Here is a 19,253-nt window from a genome sequence, read left to right on the forward strand (position 1 = left end):
GGCCCCCATTATAAAGTAAGCTGGCCATATTGCAATGCATAGGTCAATGAGGACAACAGAATGAACCCTATGTATAAAAGCGATACAGCAGCGATGATATAGGCTTTCGATTTATAGCTCGCCTGTTTTAAGCCGGCGTATGTCAGGTAGAACGCCCAAATGGTAAACACAGAGATAAATCCACTTAGGGAGATGATAAACGCGTTATTGGTCGCATAGTTGGCGATGACACCTAAACTTAACGGGCTGAGCACTGCATTTGTGTTCAGCATTCCCTGAAACGGAAGCTTCAGGAATGTTGACATCAAAAAAACACAATAAACGATGGATTGGAGTACAAATAGTTTCTTAAAACCAACCTCCCTGAAAAAGGGAAGAAAAACGATCGACATGCAAGAGATGATAATAGCAGGCGTTATGAAGCCGATCAAACCTCCCGCGGCCATCAATAAATATTTGCTTGCCTGCAGTTTGTTATCTGTCAGTTTAACATCTTTTACCATCGGTATATCCAGCAGATGATCTGCTGAAAGAAAATAACTGAACGCAGTCAAAAATGCACTGACGATACAAATCATTAAAAACCGCAGAAAAAATCCTTCCGCTTTGTTAAACCGGCGGAAATAACCAAATTGCTCCCTGGGCTGAACCAGACTTTTTAAAATATGCACTTCACCCGGCAACTTATGGTCCCCCTCCATTACTTTCTTTTTTCTCCATCATATCACAATTTTTTTATCTCGTTTGTCTTGTTTTGGAAATATCGTATGATTCTTTTTACACGGCCAAAAATACAAAGTCGATCATGGGATCATAACGAAAAAACGCGTTCCAAAATCGGAACGCATTCCTTTTACGAATTTTCAATAGCGGTGCGGCTTCCTTTACCCTCTGCGCTGGCAGGGGCCACGATCAGTTTCTTCGTTAATCTTGCTTTCAGTTCAGGCACATGAGAAATGATGCCCACAGATAAAGCGTTTGTATGAAGCTTTTCCAAAGCCGTGACCACCGTATCCAGCAGCTCCTGATCAAGCGTGCCGAATCCTTCATCCAAAAAGAAGAATTCCAGTGGAAACTTTCCTCTGAGCTGGATCTGGGTGGACAGGGAAAGTGCCAATGCAAGAGAAGTCAGGAAAGTTTCTCCGCCGGAAAGCGTTGAAACTGGCCGTTTAACACCACCGTTCGCATCATCCCGAATGACAAATCCATTAGACGAGTCAACTTCGATGGCATATCTGCCGCGAGTCAGTGTGCCTAGACGGTTTGACGCATCGCGGCTTACTTGAACGAGCTGCTCCTCCGCAACATACTCAACAAAGCTGTTGCCTCTGAAGACGGCCTGCAGTTTAGCGAGCGTTTTGAGCTGATCCTCTACTTCTCTTTTTTCTTTTTCAAGCTCATTGTACCGGACATGCCGCGTTTCCAGTGTCTTATGATGCTGTCCAGCTTCTCCCATCCTTTGTATGGCGGCCTGGAGCTTTTCCTTGCCAAGCTGTAATGCAGCAGTGATCTCTTCCCATTGCTCCTTCGTTAACGATTGTCCATTTAACGAAGCCGTCATCTTCTGCTTTTCAGATTCCGTTCGCTTGGATTGATCATAATACTCTTCGATCTCTGACTTCCAAGTTTTCTGATCAAGTTCTGATGCCAGGCATTTTCTAAGGTGATCCAGCGATTCAAAGGGTGAAGACTTTCTTTTCTCTTCCCACGCACTGAACATTTCTGCTTTTCTTTGCTCGCTTTTTTCTTTGGCATCCAAACAGGAACGCCATTCTTTATCTTTTGTATGGTAATGGTCCAAAGCCTTTTTTCTTTGTGCTTCAAGCTGTGTCAATTGTTCCGAAAGGCTGCTCAGTTTTCGCTCCGTCTGCTGAAGAAATTCTTCCGCATCGCGGCCACCGGTAATCCGTTCTGCCTTTTCACGTAAAAGCAAATGCTCCTGAAGCAGGCTGTTATGCTCTATTTCAAGCTTTGTTATGCTGCGGTCGATCTCATTATTCTGGTTACGGCAGCTTTCGATGATTTTTTCTTTTCCCTCGATGAACGGTACCGCTTTTAGAAGACCTTCTTCAATCTTTTCCCGTTGGGCATCCAGCGACCGAACCCGTTCTTTCTCTTCTTTAACCTGTTCGAAAGGAAGGCCTGGAAAGCGTTCCTGCCAATTGGATTGCTGCTGATTCATCACGGATACCAGCTCTTGAAGTCTATTCCTGCGTTCCTCTTCTTCCTTCCTTAAATTATCCAGCTGCGCATTTACCGTGTAATGAGCGGAAGTAAATTCATGGTATTCAGAACGAATCTTTCTTGTTTCTTCTTCAATCTGAAGGATGTCCTGGCGTAATCCCTTAACACTCACCTCTGCATCATGCAGCTGCTGATCCAGTTCTGGGAGGGTATGAAGTGATATTTGCTTTTCTGATGGAGAAGAGATCAGGCCGGCAGCAGCCTCCGTTTTCTCTGGCAGATATTGATGGAGGTCCTCGGACATCCGTTCCATACTGCTCTTCATCAATAAAATATCATTTTTTAGTTCCCGCGAATTTTTCTGTACAATTTTTATCAGCTGAATTTGAGCCGCGGCCTCCTCGTCCGGTTTAAAATGCAGCATCGGATGGGGGTGGTCCTCAGATCCGCAAACCATGCAGGGCTGGCCGTCAATTAACTGTTCAGAAAGCTGGGCCGCCAGAACTTTTACCTGGTCATGCTCTCTTTGGGATACGAGCCGTTCCTCCATTTCCTCCGCCGTCTGAGTGACCATTTCCTGAACATGCTCAAGGTCAGACAGCTCATTATATAGCGCCAGAATACGGTCTGCTGTTTGCTGAATCTTGTTTTCAAGCTGTTTTTTCTTTGTTATCAGCCGCTCTGATTCGGTTTCACTCGTATTTAGAAGCTTTGCGGTTTTATCATGGGCTGCCTTCGCTTCCTTGAGCTGCTTGGCGGTATGTTCCATTTCAAAGGCATACTCTGCAGCACGGTTAATCCTTTCTCTGCTTGCTGAGGATAAACTTTTTTCTTTTAACTGCTTTTGCAGTTCATTTTGCCGGTTAATGGCTTTATGCAGCAGATCTTCTGCCGCTTTTTGCCGGCTCTCAACCGATCGCTGCTGCTCTTTGTATTCAGATAGAATTCGCTCTCTTTCCTGTGCACTCTTCTTTTTCAGCGCCGCTTCTTTTACCATTTCAAGGACTGTCAGCAGTTGTTCCTTTCTTGCGATCAGAAGCGGTTCTTGATTTTCTTTTACTTTTTTGGTTTCTTCATACTTTTGATCGATTTCATCCGAGCGCGTTTTTGCTTGTGACGTCTCAGCTCGCAGATCTACTTCTCTTTTTTTGTAGTACGCCGATTCCTGTTCTGCCTTTTCGGCTGCGTCACCATAGGGCAACAGCAGATCTGCGATCCTTGCGTTCTCCAGAGTATGTTCAATGGTATGGATCCTGGCCGCATTAGCTTTAAGACGGGCTTCTTCCTCTTCCAAAGCTTTCAGCTGCTCCTGTGCGCTCCAGATCTTTCTGTTTGTTTCGTAGATTTGTTCCTGTGCCTCTGCCTCTCTCCTCTTTACCAATACATCCTGCTGAGCTTGCTTCCAGGCCGTCTCAGCATCCTTGAGTGCTTCCTTGGAGGCATCGCCAAGACCAGCCTGCTCTGCAGACAGATGATCCAAGACCCCTTTTGCTTCTTCAACACGTTTTTTTAATTTTTGGTTTAAACGGTCTCCATACTTTTCAAGCTGGAACAGCCGCTGTAGCATCTGTCTTCGTTCTGCTCCCTTTAACGACAAAAACTCGGCAAATTTCCCCTGTGGCAGAACAACTGCACGCGTGAAATCTTCAATGGTCAGCCCCAGAAGCTGCTGCACCTGATGTGTTACGTCACGTTCTTTGTCCGCATGGACAACCCAGCCGTCGGCCGCTTTTTCCAGCAGGCGGCACGTGCTCGTCCGAATCGTGTGTTCACCTGTCCGTTTATAGTTCCGTTCAATTTTATAGCGGGAAGGAGCGGAACCTCCTCCAAGTTCAAATGTAAATGAAACAGAGAGAGTGTCCTCCGCATGGTTCAGTATCCCCTGTGTTCCGCCGGCTGCTCGTTCCACTTTTCCATACAGAGCCAGAGTAATGGCATCCAGAATGCTTGATTTACCGCTGCCGGTGGGTCCAAAAATTCCAAAGACCCCTCCGCCGCAAAGCGCATCAAAATCGATGCTCTGTTTTTCGCGAAAGCTTTGCAAACCTGCGACCTGCAATAATATCGGTCTCATTCTGCAGCACTCCTTTCCTCTTCTTCATCGGAAATCAGCTCAAGAAAAAGGGACAATACCTTTTCATCCGGTGTCCCTCCCCCTGTCTGGCGTTCGTAAAACTTGCTGAACAGCTCGTCGATCGGCAGCTTCTTTTGAACAGCCGTTTCCTGTGAAGGGCTGTTTTCAAAAAGGGGTTTGATATGAATGATGCCTTTATGGGCTTTTCGGATGTTTTGTATGTCCTCCATCGCAATGCTGTCCTTTACGGAGATGGAAAGATCCACCCAGGCATTTCTGTTTAGCCCTTCATCCAGCCATCGGTATACCTCCGCGACTCCATTTGCCTGATAAACGACCAATGGCCTTCCGCATGACAGCGGAATCTCTTTGATCTCGGGAGCTTGATCCGGTTCAACATCAATTATGGTCACGGATTTTGATTGGCCTGCTTCGGAAAAACTGTAGCTCAGCGGTGATCCGGAATAGCGTGCGGCCGTTTTGGCTCTCCTTACGTTCTGGGGCCGGTGGAGATGCCCCAGAGCAACGTATTGGGCCGCTTCAGGCAATGTTTCAGCCGCGACTGTATAAGCTCCGCCTATATGTACCGGCCGCTCTGAGTCACTCTCGTTGCTGCCTGCAACGTATAAGTGGCTCATCGCGATATTGACACACCCAGGTAAAAAACACCCAGACATCTTTTTAAAATATTTACCTACCCAGCTGTCGTACTCATTTCTTAACTGCAGTTCCTCGCCTGTCTCAGAAAGCATTTCCTTTAATCTTGATTCAGACGGATAAGGCAGAGCGCAGACGTTCAATTTCTCCTGTGTGCGCCCAATGCCATATGAATACATTTCCGTGCCAGGCAGTCCGACAAGCGTAATGCCGAGATTCCTTGCAAGTGGAGACGAAGCGGAAAGCCGGTCTGGATGATCATGATTTCCTGCAATTGCGATGACATGCCGTCTGCCTTTGTCACTCAGCCTGGCCATCGTATCATAAAACATCTGTTCCGCCGCTGCCGGAGGGTTGACAGTGTCAAACACATCTCCCGCCATGATCACTGCGTCTACTTTTTCTTGCTCTGCGATGCTGACCAGCTCATCAAGAAACTGCTGCTGCTCTTCCAGTCTGCTCCGTCCTTCCAATGTTCTTCCCAAATGCCAATCCGCGGTGTGAAGCAGCCTCATTCTGTTCCCTCCCTTTCAATCTGCCAGTCTATTTCACTTTCAACAAGTGACCGCCGTCAAAGAAATACAAATAACTCTCTTTCACGGGCTTCTTCAAGATCCGCTCTATCGCTTTTCCGTAAAGCTCCAGCTGGACACGGTACCGTTCAAGCAGTATTTTCTCTGCGCCTTCAAAGCCGCCGGCAAAGCGGCTGCCTATAGTGTCTGACTTGTAATCTATTAAAATAAAACCATCTTCCTCAGCAATCATACAATCAATAACACCCTGTACAAGAATGGATTCCTTTGCTGAGCCTTGCCATCTTATTGCCGCTTCCTCCACGGGAAGCGCCATGCTGAACGGCATCTCTCGAATAATGTTTGGCGCAAGGCTCACCCTTTTTCCAATTTCCGTTTCAAAAAACTGGGAAATGGCTCCGATGTCGATGTGCTCGGCCTGTTCCTCCGTCAAAAGCTCTTTGTTCACCATTTTTGCCAGCAGTTCTTTAATTTGTTCCGGTTCAGCCGGCAAAGACAGGTCCATATGCTGCATCACTGCATGCATGGCCGTTCCCCGTTCGGCTGCACTGAGCGACCTTTCCTGCATAAAGCGTGGTCTGCTCGCATTCGCTGACGAAAACCCTCTCTTCAGCGGGCGATCGCTGTATTCATCAAGGAACTGGTATTGTTTCTTTATTTCTGTGACCGACTGCTTCGATAAGGTCGATGTCGCCGGCTTGTAGCCATATTCCCAGTTTAATCGCCGTTCTGCTTCTCCTTTTTCCTCAGAAGCGAGATCAACAGGTTTGTATTCCTTAATGGCCGAAAGAATTTCTTCCTGAATGATTTTTCTGCTTTCATGTTCTTGTTCATAATCGGCAGCATCAAAAAGCTCGATCCTCCATTTTGCCGGGTCGATAAATGTCTCGCCTCTTCCGTGCTCTGCCGTCTGCAAAAGGTTCCTCAGATCTTCGCTGTCTTTGTGCCTGATGACCGCGCGGCCAATCCAGTCCAAATAGCTTTTTGCCTGTGAGCGGTCATAGTCCGGGAGGATCCATTCCACGCTTTCCAGTGCTTCTCCCCACTGATTCACCGACTTCTCCAAATCATTGAGTGTCCCCAGCAGATAGAGCTTCTCCTTCGCCCGGGTTAAGGCGACGTACAGTACCCTCATCTCTTCTGCCAGCAGCTCCATTTTCTTTCTGCGCTGTATGGCGAGCTGCGGAAGCGTTGGATAGGCTACCCTGAATCTCGGATTGATGTAGCGAGTGCCAAGCCCGAGTTCTTTATGAAGAAGAACGTTCTCCTTCAGATCCATCGTATTAAACTGTTTATTTAACCCCGCTGTGAAAACAACCGGAAATTCAAGGCCTTTACTCTTATGGATCGTCATGACCCGCACGACATCTTCCTGTTCTCCAAGTGCACGCGCAGCACCCAAATCCTTTCCGCGGTCCTGCATTCTCTCGATAAATCGAAGAAATCTGAATAGCCCGCGGAATGATGTCTTCTCGTATTGTCGCGCGCGGTCATATAAAGCACGAAGGTTAGCCTGCCGCTGTTTGCCTCCGGGCAGGCCCCCGACAAAATCAAAATAGCCCGTTTCACGGTAGATTCTCCAAATTAAATCTGCCAGTGAACCTTGTCTCGCGGTTTCCCTCCACTGTCCAAGAAGCTTCGTAAAGTGTCGAAGCCGGCTGATGATGTTTTTGTCTTCTCCGCTCGCGATATATTCTGTCACTGCACCATAATAAGTGCTCTTTTTATCTGCCAGCCGGACAGCCGCCATTTCATCTCCAGTGAACCCTACAATGGGAGATCGCAGAACAGAAGCGATCGGGATATCCTGCAGCGGATTATCAACGACTTTCAACAGGGAGAGCATAATGTTCACTTCGACTGCCTCAAAATAGCCGGTAGAAAGCTCTGCATAGGATGGGATGCCCTGGCGCTTGAACTCTTCAAGGATGATGGGAGCCCAGCTGCTTGTGGCGCGGAGCAAAATGACGATATCTTTATATTTTACCGGTCTCATGTTTCCTGTTGTCTTATCCAGAACGTGATATGGAGTATTGGACTCTGTCCCGATCAGCTGCTTGATCTTCTCTGCCATTACCCTCGCTTCAAGGAGCACCGTTTCACTGTCTGATTTTTCGCTTTCACCGCTCGACTCGCCGTCTTCGTCAAGAACAGGCGAACTCTTATTGATGAGCAAAAGCTCTGCTGGTGCAGCCGCTTCAGGATAATAGCCTGCTCCAAAGGAAAGCTCAGCTTCCTTGCTGTAGGCGATCTCGCCGACAGATTCATTCATGATCTGCTTGAAGATATAGTTTGCGGCATCAAGCACTTCCGAACGGCTTCTGAAGTTTTTGGCCAGATCGATACGCAATCCTGTCCCTCCATCACCCTTCTTCGAAAATGTTTTGTATTTCGATAAGAATAGCCCTGGTTCAGCCAGCCGAAAACGGTAGATGCTCTGTTTGACATCGCCAACCATAAACAGATTTCCCTCTTCTTCATTTCCTTTGCTCACGAGCCGCACAATCGATTCCTGCACGAGGTTCGTGTCCTGATACTCATCGACGAGAACCTCAACAAATCGGTTTCTGTACTCGAGAGCAGCAGAAGAAGGCACAGGGTTCTGAACTGTGGAAGATGGCGCGCTTAATATCTCCAGGCAGAAGTGTTCAAGATCCCCAAAATCAAGCAATCCTTTTTCCTGCTTTTCTTTTAAAAAACGGCGGCCAAATTCCTGAACCAGCTCCGCCAAATATTGTACGACCGGAGCCATCTCCTGCAAATGGCTCACATACGATTCCGGCGGTCTGCTGAACAAGTCTTCTTTTATTTGAGTGACTTTCTTTTTTACCTGGTCCCGCATCTTCTTAACTTTTTCCTTGAGAACAGGATCTACCTCTTTTCCGCGCACCTGCTTCATCGTTCCAAAAGATCCGGACTGAAACTCGTCATAAAGTTCCTGCCAGGAGCGGACAGCAGCGGCTTCAAGGTGCTTCACGAAAATCAGATCGTTCTCAATCGTCTCACCGTAGGGTGCTGGTCCTTCTGGAGACCTCGCTGTCTCGAGCGCTCGTTCAAGCACAGTACTTAAACCGTTCAGCTGCATCGCAACATCTTGTAGCAGCTCTTTCGTCCACGGCAGGTCATCGATTGCCTGTAAACCGGTGTCGTACTGAGCCGCCATCTGCTGAAGCCACTGGGCGGGATTTGGATGGCTCCGTGAAAAATCATAAAGTTTCAGTATAAGCCGCTGCAGTTCAATATCATTGCGGTCCGAGCTGTAGGCATCAACCACCTCGAAAAACGCATGGCCCTCTCCCTTGCTGTACTCTTCTTCAAACAGTTCTTCCAATACTTCCTGCCGGATTAGTTCGGCTTCGGTATCATCAGCGATCCGAAAGCCCGGGTCCAGATCAATCTGATAATAGTACTTTCTCAGTACTTCAATGCAAAAAGAGTGAAGCGTGGAAATGGATGCTTTATTCAGCAGACCGAGCTGTCTTCGGAGATGAAGAGAAGCAGGATGCAGGGATAGCTCCTTTTCAATCGCATCTCCGATCCTTTTTCGCATCTCAGCCGCAGCAGCGTTTGTAAATGTAACGATGAGCAAACGGTCGACATCAGCGATTTCTTGCCTGATCATCGTAATAATCCGCTCAACAAGCACCGCTGTTTTTCCTGACCCTGCAGCAGCGGCGACTAAAATGTCCTGTCCCCTGACTTGAATGGCTTGCCACTGGTCATCAGTCCAGATGCTCTCTGCTGGCTTTTCTGCAATTTTAATCATCGCCTCGTCCTCCTTCCTCGTTCATTTTTGATAATATGCTATCATCACTCTCGGCTTTTAACAGCCTGTATTGGTTTTCTTCCAGTGACTGATCAAACTGGCACACCGGACGATAGGAGCAGAATGTACATGGCACTTTACTTTTCATCCGATAAGGGGATATATCTATGACCCCTTCCGTAATATCTGTGCCGACATCCTTGATCACCTTTCGAACATAATTCGTCATGGTGGCAAACTGTTCCTCGGTTGCTACGGATGAATGCGTCGGATGAAAACCTTTTGAAGTCATGGAAACCGGTATGATATCCGATTTCTTTTCAAAGACTGTATCCATTAATTGAACAGTCTCTATATCTGCCAGGACTAAACCTTTCATCTTGAACTTCTTGTAGAGTTCCTGCTGTACTTCTTCAACTGTGAGCAATTTTTTGTTTGAAATTATTGGGTTGTGGATGTGGAAATACAGTACACCTGCCGGATGGGCGTCCCTGCCGAGCCATTTCTTCGAGTGGCTGATCACAACATCCAGATACGTAAGCATTTGCAAAGCGATTCCATAATAAACCTCTGAAAGATTTAGGCCTGTCGAGCTGGATTTATAATCGATGACCCTTAACATCAAGCCGCTTGATCCTTCAGCGGCATCCACGCGGTCAATTCTGCCGATAATCTCCATCGTTGTGCCGTTCGGGAGCTTGTATTTAAGCGGCGGGAGAGGCTGCTGTTTGCCAAACCCGAGTTCAAGCCCGATTGTATTAAAGCCGCTCGCCCGCGCATGTTCGCTTAACATATGAGAAGCTCTGCCGACAATATCCTTCAATTTGCTCTTTATATATAAATGGCGTTTCGTACTGAGCAAAATCCGGCTCTGAAGTTTTAACGCCAGGCTTTCGACCATGTCACCCGCAATACGGTAACAATCCTTCATGGAAAGATCGCGCCAGCTCATATGGTTTGAACCTAGAAAATCATCCATGTTCTTAAGGGCGGCATGAAAGAGCTGGCCGATATCCGGTGCTTCCAATCGGTACATTTTTCTTTCCTGAAGCTTCAGTCCATAAGAAAGAAACTGTGAAAAAGGGCAAGACTGGTGCAATTCCATCCTTGACACACTGGCTGTAATCTCATTTCCGTATAGCTCTTGCGTCACAGCCGGTGTAAGCTTGTTTTCTTGATTATAATAAAACAAACTTCCCAGCACGGTTTTTCCAAGCCATCTCCACCGATCCTGAAACGTTGTCCAGTTGTAGACATCCCACCAGACCCGTGAAATGGGATAACCTTTTTTCCATTCACGGAGCTGGGTATTCAGATAGGAAATGGCTTTTTGCGGATGCTGGATGTAAGCCAGACCGTTGCCTTGTTCCGGATCGCCTTGAATCAGCTCTTCTTTCAGCCCAGGGAATAGTGATTTCACCCTGCCGATTACCATGGAAGGAAGCAGATTTTTCCCCTCCTCATCAGCCAGCGGATAAGAAATATACAGCTTATCTGTCGCATTTGCCAGTGAATGGTAGATAAGGAATTGCTCATCTAACAGCTGCCTCCTTGAACCAGGAGCAAGAGAAAGGCCGTTCTTTTCAAGCACATCTCTGTCATCTTCTGAAAGAATTCCTTCCTCTTTCGGCTTGGCTGGCAAAATCCCATCATTAACACCCAAAATGAAGTGGCATTTTACTCCGGAATACCTTGAACGGTCCATCGTACCGGCCAGCACCTGATCGAGGGCTGGCGGTACAAGGGCAAACTTCATGCTTTCTAAGCCTGTTTCGAGCATTTTTACCCATAGATCCAGTTTGATGCTTTCTCCGCCCGTAATCTCTACCATTTCATCTAAAAGCTCTATGACCGCATCCCACACCTGATCATGTTCACGTGCGATCCTGAGCTTTCCTTCCTGCTGTGCTCTCTGGCTGAGACGTTCCAGCTTCATCGGGATATGCAGTCGCTCAAGATAAAGAAACAGCACCTCACAGAAGCCGCGTACATTTTCCGCCTTTTTCAAGTCACGAGAAAGCTTGTCCAGTGGAGACACAATCATATGCCTGACTTCGTTCAGACGCTCCTGCTTTTCTTTTTCCTCATCCGTCTGAACGAATTCATGCTCCTCCAGTGCTTGAAAGCGCTGCACCTTCCAAGGCTTCTTCTCTGTCCAGCGATGTCCTTGAATGCCGTATGCAAGCACATAGTTTTCAAGCTCATCCATTTCATGGCGAAGTTCTGTCCATGAGAAATCACTGTCCACCGGATATAACAGATCGGTTTTAACAGCGCGGAAAATGGATTCGTAGCGCCAGTTGCTCGTCACAGTTTCCAGTGACGACCGGATCAATTCAACAAGCGGGTGGTGGAGCATCGGCTTTTTTTGATCCAAGAAAACGGGAATTTCATATTCTTCAAAGACCGTTTCAATCAGATCCTGGTAATCGTTCATATTTCGAATGGAAAGGGCGATTTCTCTGTATCTGTAGTTTTCATCACGGACGAGCCGGATAATTTCCCGTGCTGCTGCCTCAATCTCTGTTCTCCGATTGACGGCAGACTGAATCGCTATTCCGGCTGGCTGTTCAAATTCCATGGCTGGCCTGCGGTCATATTGGCTTTCTAAATGACCGAGTGACGGTGTACTGCTGAATCTTGGCGTTTTCTCAAGAATGACCGGCTCTTCCTCAAACACCCCTTCTTCCTTTGCAATTTTCCGAATGGAAGAGAGTGTTTTTTTAGGGGTATAGAAAAGATCCAGCTCATGGGGGGCTCCAGCACCGCCGTCGGAATCAGCAGTAAGCGCAACCGTTACTTTTTCGGCATGCTTTAGCATCATCCGCAGAACCTCGAGCTCTTGCGGTGTAAAATGATGAAAACCGTCTATGTAGAATTCAGCCTCTTTTATATACTCTGAATAAGGGATTTTTTCAGCAAGCAGCCTTAAATAATCCTCTGTATCCACGTACTTATGAACCAATGCTTTTTCCAATTCACCATAAATTAAAGCGAGATCTGTAAGCTTGTCCTTTAGTACGCTGCCCTTTGTCTCACTGCTAAATTGCAGAAGCGTCCGAGCGTTCCACTCGAGCTGCTCTGCATCCACGCAGTAGCGCTTGAACTCTGTAATCATATTTTCCATAAGATCATAGAACCCGTTCTGGTCTGACGCCTTTTTGAATACCTTCAGTTCCTGTTTTTTGTTCTCTATAATTTTCCTGAGCATCATATTCATTCCGACACTCGTAATATGAAGCCTGGTCATCCCTCCGACATCACCAAGGACTTTCCATGCCAGACGGGAAAAACTGAACACCTGGGCACGCATCATTCCTTCGAGACCAGGTGTCTTCGCCAACTCATATTCGGATTGAAACGTCATCTGATCAGGCACCAGATAAATAATGGGTTTTCCTTGCGGCTGTGTAAAAAGAGACTCTCTGATCTCGCTTAAACTGCGGTCGCTCTTTCCGCTTCCTGCTCTTCCAAGAATAAAGCGCAAACTCATATCCTCACCTCTGTCAACCTAATAAACTTAACTCTATTATCTCATAAAATAGTATGTAAAAGAATGATTACGACTGCAGAAAAGCCTGCCTTTAACTGGAACAAGGCAGGCATCGAACGGCTGTTGATCACCGCTTAATGTGTCTTTTATTCGTATACATTCTTTCATCCGCCAGACGCAGGTAATACTCAATGTTATCTACGGCGTCTTCATGCAGGCTTATCGTCCCATATGCCAGCGAAACACTGTCATTCCATGAACGCAAATAGCGGTCAAATCGGCCGGCGAGCTGAAAGGCTGTTTGCTCTGTATGGCCGGGAAGTAAAAATACGAACTCATCTCCCCCGAACCGGAAGCCAAGATTCATTTTCAGCTTTTCAGCAAAGAACGCGAACTGCTGCAGCAATTCATCTCCCTTATGATGGCCAGACCGATCATTGATCTCTTTAAAGTTGTTGATGTCCATCATGATCAGCGACAAGGGATACCTGTCCCTTGTCGCCTTCTGAACTTCCGTTTCAAGACAATGATAAAAATAGCGCCTGTTGTATAAGTTCGTCAAAGGGTCTCGAATGCTCAGCTCTTTCAATCGGCCGCTTGCTTTAAAAAATAACCGCTTAAGACACCGATCATTAAAGAATTGGCAGCATGTCCCCATCTCTCCAGAAAAAAAAGCTTATTCTCTGCTGTCTCTTCTTTAATCAGGTTCTGAACAGCACGGTTCCCCTCCTGCCGCAGACTTTTTGCGAGAAGAGGCAGCAGCTGATGGGGAATTGCCTTTTGCCCTGCAAAATCATGCCCCTGCTTAAAACCGCGATCTTCCATTTGCTGCATACAGGAGTTGAACTCTTCATGCTGTATAAAAATACCGTTTATCAAGGCAGTTAACATTCTTTTCAAATGCAGCCGATAGTGTGAACCCGTATAGGCCAGGAAGGCAACAAACATTTCGTTCTTTTCCAAGTAAAGAAGGTGCCGGTTGATGATGCTGGGGATGGATGCAATATGTACGTTGTACAGACGGTTTTTGAGGTCGGCAATGTCCGTTTCTGCCATAGGTTGGATCCCTCTATTCAATAGGATTTAAGAAGTGACCGGCGTTTAATTCACGATGAATTTTGCCCGTACATATCAAAAAAAGCCATCTCCTCCTGAGGGAAATCGCTCTTTTCCCTTTGGCAACCCGGCCGCCATGGTTTTTTACAAACGTTAGGCCCGCAGCTTTGCGTCCCACCTTTTCAGATGGTTTGCTCTGAGACAAAGGTCTCTTCCATTCATTTTATAGTAATTATATACTATATTCCTATTATTACCAACCATAAAATGAAGCTATTGGCCTATTTTTTCATTTTCCATCTCTTATACCACCGATATCCGATTCGTATTCCATTCAGCACCGGATAAGGTACCCTAAGAGGAAACCTATAAAAGAACGGCAGGTAGATTTTATAATAAGCTTTTCTTAAATCACTCCACTTGTAGCATTCCTCGTTCTTGCAAAAATCAGAAACATCAACAATGATGCCTCTGCCCTCGGAAATCATCACATTTTTGCCATGAACATCCCGTGGAAAAAGTCCTCGTTTTTGGGCATAGCGCAACGCTTCATCCACGTCGCGAATCACTTTTTCGGGAATTTTCACCCCTTTATGCAGGCAATCATAGAGGGTGATTCCTTTGATGCGCTTTAAAATCAAATGGCGTTCTCCATATCCGTAACACTGCGAATATCCCTGGTGTTCCCCAAGCTGCCGGTACACAGAGATCTCTTCGAGGAGTTCTTCATGATTTCTGCCATAGATCTTAACGACCAGGTCAGGATATTCAGGATGAACGAAAACGGCCGCATAATTACCGCATCCGAGGAGTTTCCAAGGCTCGGGTGCGTACAGCACTTCTACCGGATCACCTGGATTTCTGCTGATTATTCTTGCTTCCTGTGTTAACTCTTCTGCTAGCTCCGTATACTTATTCATGATCCACCTTGCCCGGTTCCAAAGTCTATCGCACAAAGCGATGAAACAGCTCTATTATTTGTGCTCTATCAGCGTATCAAAAAGAAAATGTTTCATCAGCAATTCTGCCTTATTCCGCAGATGGACATTCGGGAACCTCATGACTTCCTGGTATCCCCGGATAAAAATCTGATATTCTGTGATGTCATCCACTGGCTTTCCATCCGTCACTTTAATTTTACGCTTCATCATTTCTTTTTTTATGTCTCTTAATTCATAACTGATAGCGTTCATCACATTCTCAATGAGAGTAACATACGGCTGCTTTAATTTGAAAGGGGCAACAGCAATCACTTTTAAATCCCGGTTAAAGATGGTAAGCAGCATAGGATACATAATATATTTGTCTACTAGTATACGATCAGTTTCATCGCCGTATAACATGGTTGGCCCTCCCGATCGCCGTTCAGGCCGTTTTTCCGGCGACCGACAAAATATTAGACAGCTTAAACATGCGGATTTGTTTGCGTAGGCAGCAATAAGCGATTAACGTATCTCCGTCACAGGAAATCGGAAAAACGTAACGCTGAGTAAGCTGTCCGGCGCCAGACTGATAGATCATCGTAAAGGGAGAACGTTCAGACACACAACGCGCCAGCAATCGATTCATTTTAGCCACCGCCTTACCATTTTTTATTCATAGTATATGCGAACAAACGTTCCTTATGCAACTAGAAAAATATGCCTATCCTTAATAAGGATAGGCATAAAATCGAATAATATTACACGTTTTGCAATAATCCCCTTTGTTCAAGCGCCTGATGGAGGCTTCCTGCGATGGAAAATCCCTCAAAGCAGATTCCCAGCGCAACAACGGTCTGAGCTAGTTCAGGCCTCATGCCTGTCAACGTTACCTCTACACCAAGAAGCTTTAACGATGTGATCACTTGAAACAGATTTTGGGCAACCATCGTATCAATGATCGGAACGCCTGATAAATCAATAAAAAGGTGCTCAATCTGCAATTCCATACATTTGTTAAGAGCGATCTCCATGATTAATTTAGAGCGGTGAGTATCAATGGGGCCAACCAGCGGCAAGACCCCGACGGTCTGCGTAAGGCGGACAACAGGAACTGATAGTTCTTCAAGAGCCTCCCGGGCCAGATCGAGAAGATGATTATTATAGTCCACATAAGCCACGCTGAAAGAATATACCACCTTATCCAATAATGGATCAACAATGCCTACAGCCCTCATGACTGTCTGGTTATCATATTCATTTTTTTCCACTTCTTTACCGACGAAGTCCCAGATCAATTTTCGGTACAGCCGTTGTGAATCAAGAGCGGCATCAAGGGACAAGTTGATCTCCACCGCAGCTTGCCCGCTTTTTTTTCCCCATTCCAAAAATCTTTTTTCTGATTGTTCGAGGTTTGAGTATAAAGCTTCACCAATGAATTGAAACAGTTCGATGCGCCAGTCGATTAAAAGCTGTTTTTGCCGTTCATTCGGCGGATTGATTCCATTCTTAATCCGATTCTGTGTTACGGCGTCAGCAAGTTCTTCTTTATGCTGAATAATGCGGTCTCCCAGAGCCCTTAAGTCCTTGTCCATCGTCTCCTCCTCAATCCCTCATATCGTTTTTATGCTCCTATCATCATACACTATAGCAGGCTCATAATAAACGATTTCATCACCTTTGGCGCCTTGCCTCATCATACGTTCCCAAGTACTCTTGGATCTCGCCTTCCTGAATCCAGGCCACACGGTTGAAGAGCTTATTTAAAAAGTACCGGTCATGCGAAACAGCTACCACCGTTCCATTATATTCTTCGAGGGCATCCTCCAGGACTTCACGAGAATCAATATCCAGATGGTTGGTCGGCTCATCAAGCAGCAGCAGGTTCACATCCTGGTGGACGAGCTGGGCAAAGCGAAGCCGGGTATTCTCTCCTCCGCTTAGATCCTTTACCTTCTTGAACACAGACTGTCCATAAAACAAAAACTTGGCTAGCAAATGCCGAGCAGTTCCTTCATCCACTGGAACTGCCTCACGAAAAGCCGAAAGTACTGTCTCATCCGGATGACTTTTCAGTCCGTTCTGGGAAAGAAATCCGGGTTTGACGGACCTTCCAATCTCGATAAGACCTGTAACCTCCTGCTCCCCTAAGATTGCTTTTAACAGGGTAGACTTTCCTGTTCCATTATTGCCTACGATCGCTACCTTTTCACCAAACCGGATGAAAAGATCCACTTGTTTCAGTATCTCCCTTCCAGGATAGCTTACTGCAACATCCAGCAAAGTTAGGACTTCTTTTCCGCTTCGATCCTTCATCTGAAAACTGATTTCGGTTTTTCTGCGGTTCAGTACCGGGCGTTTGATTTTTTGCATCCTTTCAATCGCCCGTTCCATGCTGCGCGCCCGTCTGTGAAGATCGCCATTGTCACCCCTGATCGCCCAGTCACGGAGCCGTTTAATCGCCTCCTCCATTTTTTTAATTCTTTTTTGCTGTTCCTGATACTGAGCAAATTCAGCAAGGAGGCGTTTTTCTTTTTCAGCTGCAAATACACTGTAATTTCCGTGATAAAGGGTCACTTCCCCGTCTTCGAGATCATAAATTTTGTTCACGGTGCGATCCAGGAAGTAGCGGTCATGAGAGATGATCATCACTGCACCCTTATACTTCAGCAAATAGTCTTCAAGCCATTCCATCGTGCTTAAATCAAGATGGTTGGTCGGTTCGTCAAGCAAAAGCAGATCCGGCTCCTGCAGGAGAAGACAGCCGAGCCCTGCCTTTGTCTTTTCGCCTCCGCTGATGGAAGAAAACGGCATATCCCTTACCGCTTCAAGGCCGAGGCCTTTTACGATTCCATTAATCTTGGATTCAATCGAGTAACCGCCTAGTTCTTCATAGGTCTCCTGCAGTCCGTATAGTTGATTCAGCCATTTTTCCAGCTGCTTTTCATTTGGGGCATCACTCATTTTTGCAGTCAGAGCAAGAATTCTTTCTTGAATTTCATGAAGTTCAGAAAAGGACTGCATAAACACTTCATAAACCGAAGCATCGTCCGATCGGACCGGCACCTGCTCCAAATAGCCGGCTGCCGAACCTTTTTTAAGATGAACATTTCCTTCGTCCGGCTGCTCGATGCCCGCCAGCAGTTTAAATAACGTACTTTTTCCGGTACCGTTGCGCCCGATCAGGCCAATTCTGTCTGTGTGGTGGATTTCAAGCGATATGTTATTAAAAACAGTGTGTCCTCCGAAGCTTTTGGTGAGGCCGTTAGCGGAACAAATGATCATAGGTAAACACTCCTCAAATTTGGTTTACCCATTCATCAGAAAAGCGAAAGCGCCCTGCTTAAGTCCGACAAGTGCTGGAGCTTTTGTCCCTCAACACGCTTTTTGTGCCGAGGGGCAAGAGTGAAGCGATCCGGGACGAAATCACAGTTATATTCGTCCTGGGAGGACCTAAGATGAAATAATATTTCATCATTTATGCTGAAAACCGAAGTTCGTTTTCAGCCCTGGGCGCTGCAGCTAGACACTGCAGCCAGCAAAAAAACCATGCGCAAGTATACCTGCCCATGGTTTGATCCGTTGATGAGGAATGGGTATGGAAAACTTATTGATGCACTAATGTTGTATGAAATTGGACAGACTTCTCCCGTTGACAGCTATTACATGTGTAATAGAGCGCACTTCAACCGTTAGCCAATCCACCATACAACGTACACCATTCAGCATTCCTGCCCCTCCTTTCATCCAATAGTATATTTGTTCCAATTATACCATTTTAAAAATTCATTCTGCAATAGGCTCCACATCATTTTATGAAGACACATCTACGTGTATTATTGCGGCAAATCCTGCTTTCTTGGCTTTTCGCACCAGCTTTTCAGCATTTTCTTTTTGCTCAAAGCAGCCGATTTGGACCCGGTAAAACCTGTCGCATTTGTTTTCGTTAACCACTGGTTCACCCTTGCCTTCCCTTTTGATGATCGCCATTCGATCTTTAATATCTCCCAGAAAATCTTCAAAACTCTTACCGATCCTTTGTAAAGCATTTACTGGGTCTCTCCGTCTGCCTGGATCCAGCTGAAAATGCCCTTTCACATGGAGCATCGGATTCCATTCATAGCTTTCACACAGCCATGCAAAAAACCATACATATCGCTTGTATGCTTCCTCTCCGGAAATCTTTCCTCCATAGCATAGCTCAACCCCTATCGCCCAGTCATTCGCATCCGATACCTGCTTCCTGACGTGCCAGGCTTTTTCATGCAGCGGGATGATCATCAGGACTTCCTGGTCATCAATAAATACATGGGCAGAAGCATCTAATTCTCTGCTGTTAAAATACTTAAAATTTTGAAGAGCTGAGGAACCTTCATTGCCAGTATCATGTGCTACCGCATACCGCGGAATTCTGTTGCTGCCAGGCCTTTGTTTCCACTTTTTATCGATCAGCATAGAAGTGATATTATACCGTTGTGGCATGAGCCCATCCCCTCATTTCTGTTTACCTATATATAGACAGAAAAATAAAAAAAGAGCTGTCTGTATCGACAGCTCTTCTCCCTTTAAT

Annotated in this window: 13 protein-coding genes and 1 riboswitch; all 13 genes read right to left on the reverse strand. The window is 46.2% G+C overall.

Annotated features, from left to right (window positions below; translation table 11 throughout):
- Window positions 1-8: 8 nt before the first annotated feature.
- Window positions 9-683 (reverse strand): YIP1 family protein, encoded by a 675-nt coding sequence (locus tag QYF49_RS12220; protein WP_290399866.1) that lies wholly within the window; start codon window positions 681-683, stop codon window positions 9-11.
- 170 nt (window positions 684-853) lie between these two features.
- Window positions 854-4,258 (reverse strand): AAA family ATPase, encoded by a 3,405-nt coding sequence (locus QYF49_RS12225; protein ID WP_290399867.1) that lies wholly within the window; start codon window positions 4,256-4,258, stop codon window positions 854-856.
- Entirely contained in the window at window positions 4,255-5,430 is a 1,176-nt protein-coding gene (locus QYF49_RS12230) for a metallophosphoesterase family protein (protein WP_290399868.1), read from the reverse strand. Before QYF49_RS12230 ends, QYF49_RS12225 begins: the two co-directional genes overlap by 4 nt.
- 28 nt (window positions 5,431-5,458) lie before the next feature.
- On the reverse strand, window positions 5,459-9,214 hold the full coding sequence (gene addA, locus QYF49_RS12235) for a helicase-exonuclease AddAB subunit AddA (protein ID WP_290399869.1): 3,756 nt from the start codon (window positions 9,212-9,214) through the stop codon (window positions 5,459-5,461).
- Window positions 9,207-12,707, reverse strand: coding sequence for a helicase-exonuclease AddAB subunit AddB (addB, locus tag QYF49_RS12240; RefSeq protein ID WP_290399870.1), 3,501 nt, complete (start codon window positions 12,705-12,707; stop codon window positions 9,207-9,209). Before addB ends, addA begins: the two co-directional genes overlap by 8 nt.
- Window positions 12,708-12,834: 127 nt before the next feature.
- Window positions 12,835-13,296 carry a GGDEF domain-containing protein gene (locus tag QYF49_RS12245; RefSeq protein ID WP_290399871.1) on the reverse strand — a complete coding sequence of 154 codons (462 nt, stop codon included), beginning with the start codon at window positions 13,294-13,296 and terminating at the stop codon, window positions 12,835-12,837.
- Window positions 13,293-13,763 carry a hypothetical protein gene (locus tag QYF49_RS12250; protein ID WP_290399872.1) on the reverse strand — a complete coding sequence of 157 codons (471 nt, stop codon included), beginning with the start codon at window positions 13,761-13,763 and terminating at the stop codon, window positions 13,293-13,295. The genes QYF49_RS12245 and QYF49_RS12250 overlap by 4 nt, the downstream gene beginning before the upstream one ends.
- Window positions 13,764-13,881: 118 nt before the next feature.
- A riboswitch (cyclic di-GMP riboswitch) is annotated at window positions 13,882-13,969 on the reverse strand.
- A gap of 75 nt (window positions 13,970-14,044) precedes the next feature.
- Window positions 14,045-14,683 carry a serine/threonine-protein kinase gene (locus QYF49_RS12255; RefSeq protein WP_290399873.1) on the reverse strand — a complete coding sequence of 213 codons (639 nt, stop codon included), beginning with the start codon at window positions 14,681-14,683 and terminating at the stop codon, window positions 14,045-14,047.
- 54 nt (window positions 14,684-14,737) lie between these two features.
- Window positions 14,738-15,106 carry a YhjD family protein gene (locus tag QYF49_RS12260; RefSeq protein WP_290399874.1) on the reverse strand — a complete coding sequence of 123 codons (369 nt, stop codon included), beginning with the start codon at window positions 15,104-15,106 and terminating at the stop codon, window positions 14,738-14,740.
- Between the two features lie 22 nt (window positions 15,107-15,128).
- Window positions 15,129-15,332, reverse strand: a complete 204-nt coding sequence (locus QYF49_RS12265) for a WYL domain-containing protein (protein WP_290399875.1) — start codon at window positions 15,330-15,332, stop codon at window positions 15,129-15,131.
- A 112-nt stretch (window positions 15,333-15,444) separates the two neighbouring features.
- Complete coding sequence (locus QYF49_RS12270) at window positions 15,445-16,278, reverse strand: STAS domain-containing protein (protein ID WP_290399876.1); 834 nt, start codon at window positions 16,276-16,278, stop codon at window positions 15,445-15,447.
- 79 nt (window positions 16,279-16,357) lie between these two features.
- A complete protein-coding gene (abc-f, locus tag QYF49_RS12275; RefSeq protein ID WP_290399877.1) occupies window positions 16,358-17,968 on the reverse strand; it encodes a ribosomal protection-like ABC-F family protein in 1,611 nt (536 codons plus the stop codon).
- A 528-nt stretch (window positions 17,969-18,496) separates the two neighbouring features.
- A complete protein-coding gene (locus QYF49_RS12280) occupies window positions 18,497-19,165 on the reverse strand; it encodes an N-acetylmuramoyl-L-alanine amidase (RefSeq protein WP_290399878.1) in 669 nt (222 codons plus the stop codon).
- Between the last annotated feature and the right edge of the window lie 88 nt (window positions 19,166-19,253).

This window comes from Fictibacillus terranigra, from assembly GCF_030412265.1.
Lineage (GTDB): Bacteria > Bacillota > Bacilli > Bacillales > Fictibacillaceae > Fictibacillus_C > Fictibacillus_C terrinigri.

What these genes read in the sequence shown, in the direction of transcription:
- QYF49_RS12265 (WP_290399875.1), bottom strand. Translation starts at nt 15,332, where the DNA reads ATGAATCGATTGCTGGCGCGTTGTGTGTCTGAACGTTCTCCCTTTACG.
- abc-f (WP_290399877.1), bottom strand. Translation starts at nt 17,968, where the DNA reads ATGATCATTTGTTCCGCTAACGGCCTCACCAAAAGCTTCGGAGGACAC.
- addA (WP_290399869.1), bottom strand. Translation starts at nt 9,214, where the DNA reads ATGATTAAAATTGCAGAAAAGCCAGCAGAGAGCATCTGGACTGATGAC.
- QYF49_RS12260 (WP_290399874.1), bottom strand. Translation starts at nt 15,106, where the DNA reads ATGTTATACGGCGATGAAACTGATCGTATACTAGTAGACAAATATATT.
- QYF49_RS12250 (WP_290399872.1), bottom strand. Translation starts at nt 13,763, where the DNA reads ATGGCAGAAACGGACATTGCCGACCTCAAAAACCGTCTGTACAACGTA.
- QYF49_RS12225 (WP_290399867.1), bottom strand. Translation starts at nt 4,258, where the DNA reads ATGAGACCGATATTATTGCAGGTCGCAGGTTTGCAAAGCTTTCGCGAA.
- QYF49_RS12255 (WP_290399873.1), bottom strand. Translation starts at nt 14,683, where the DNA reads ATGAATAAGTATACGGAGCTAGCAGAAGAGTTAACACAGGAAGCAAGA.
- QYF49_RS12230 (WP_290399868.1), bottom strand. Translation starts at nt 5,430, where the DNA reads ATGAGGCTGCTTCACACCGCGGATTGGCATTTGGGAAGAACATTGGAA.
- QYF49_RS12270 (WP_290399876.1), bottom strand. Translation starts at nt 16,278, where the DNA reads ATGGACAAGGACTTAAGGGCTCTGGGAGACCGCATTATTCAGCATAAA.
- addB (WP_290399870.1), bottom strand. Translation starts at nt 12,707, where the DNA reads ATGAGTTTGCGCTTTATTCTTGGAAGAGCAGGAAGCGGAAAGAGCGAC.
- QYF49_RS12280 (WP_290399878.1), bottom strand. Translation starts at nt 19,165, where the DNA reads ATGCCACAACGGTATAATATCACTTCTATGCTGATCGATAAAAAGTGG.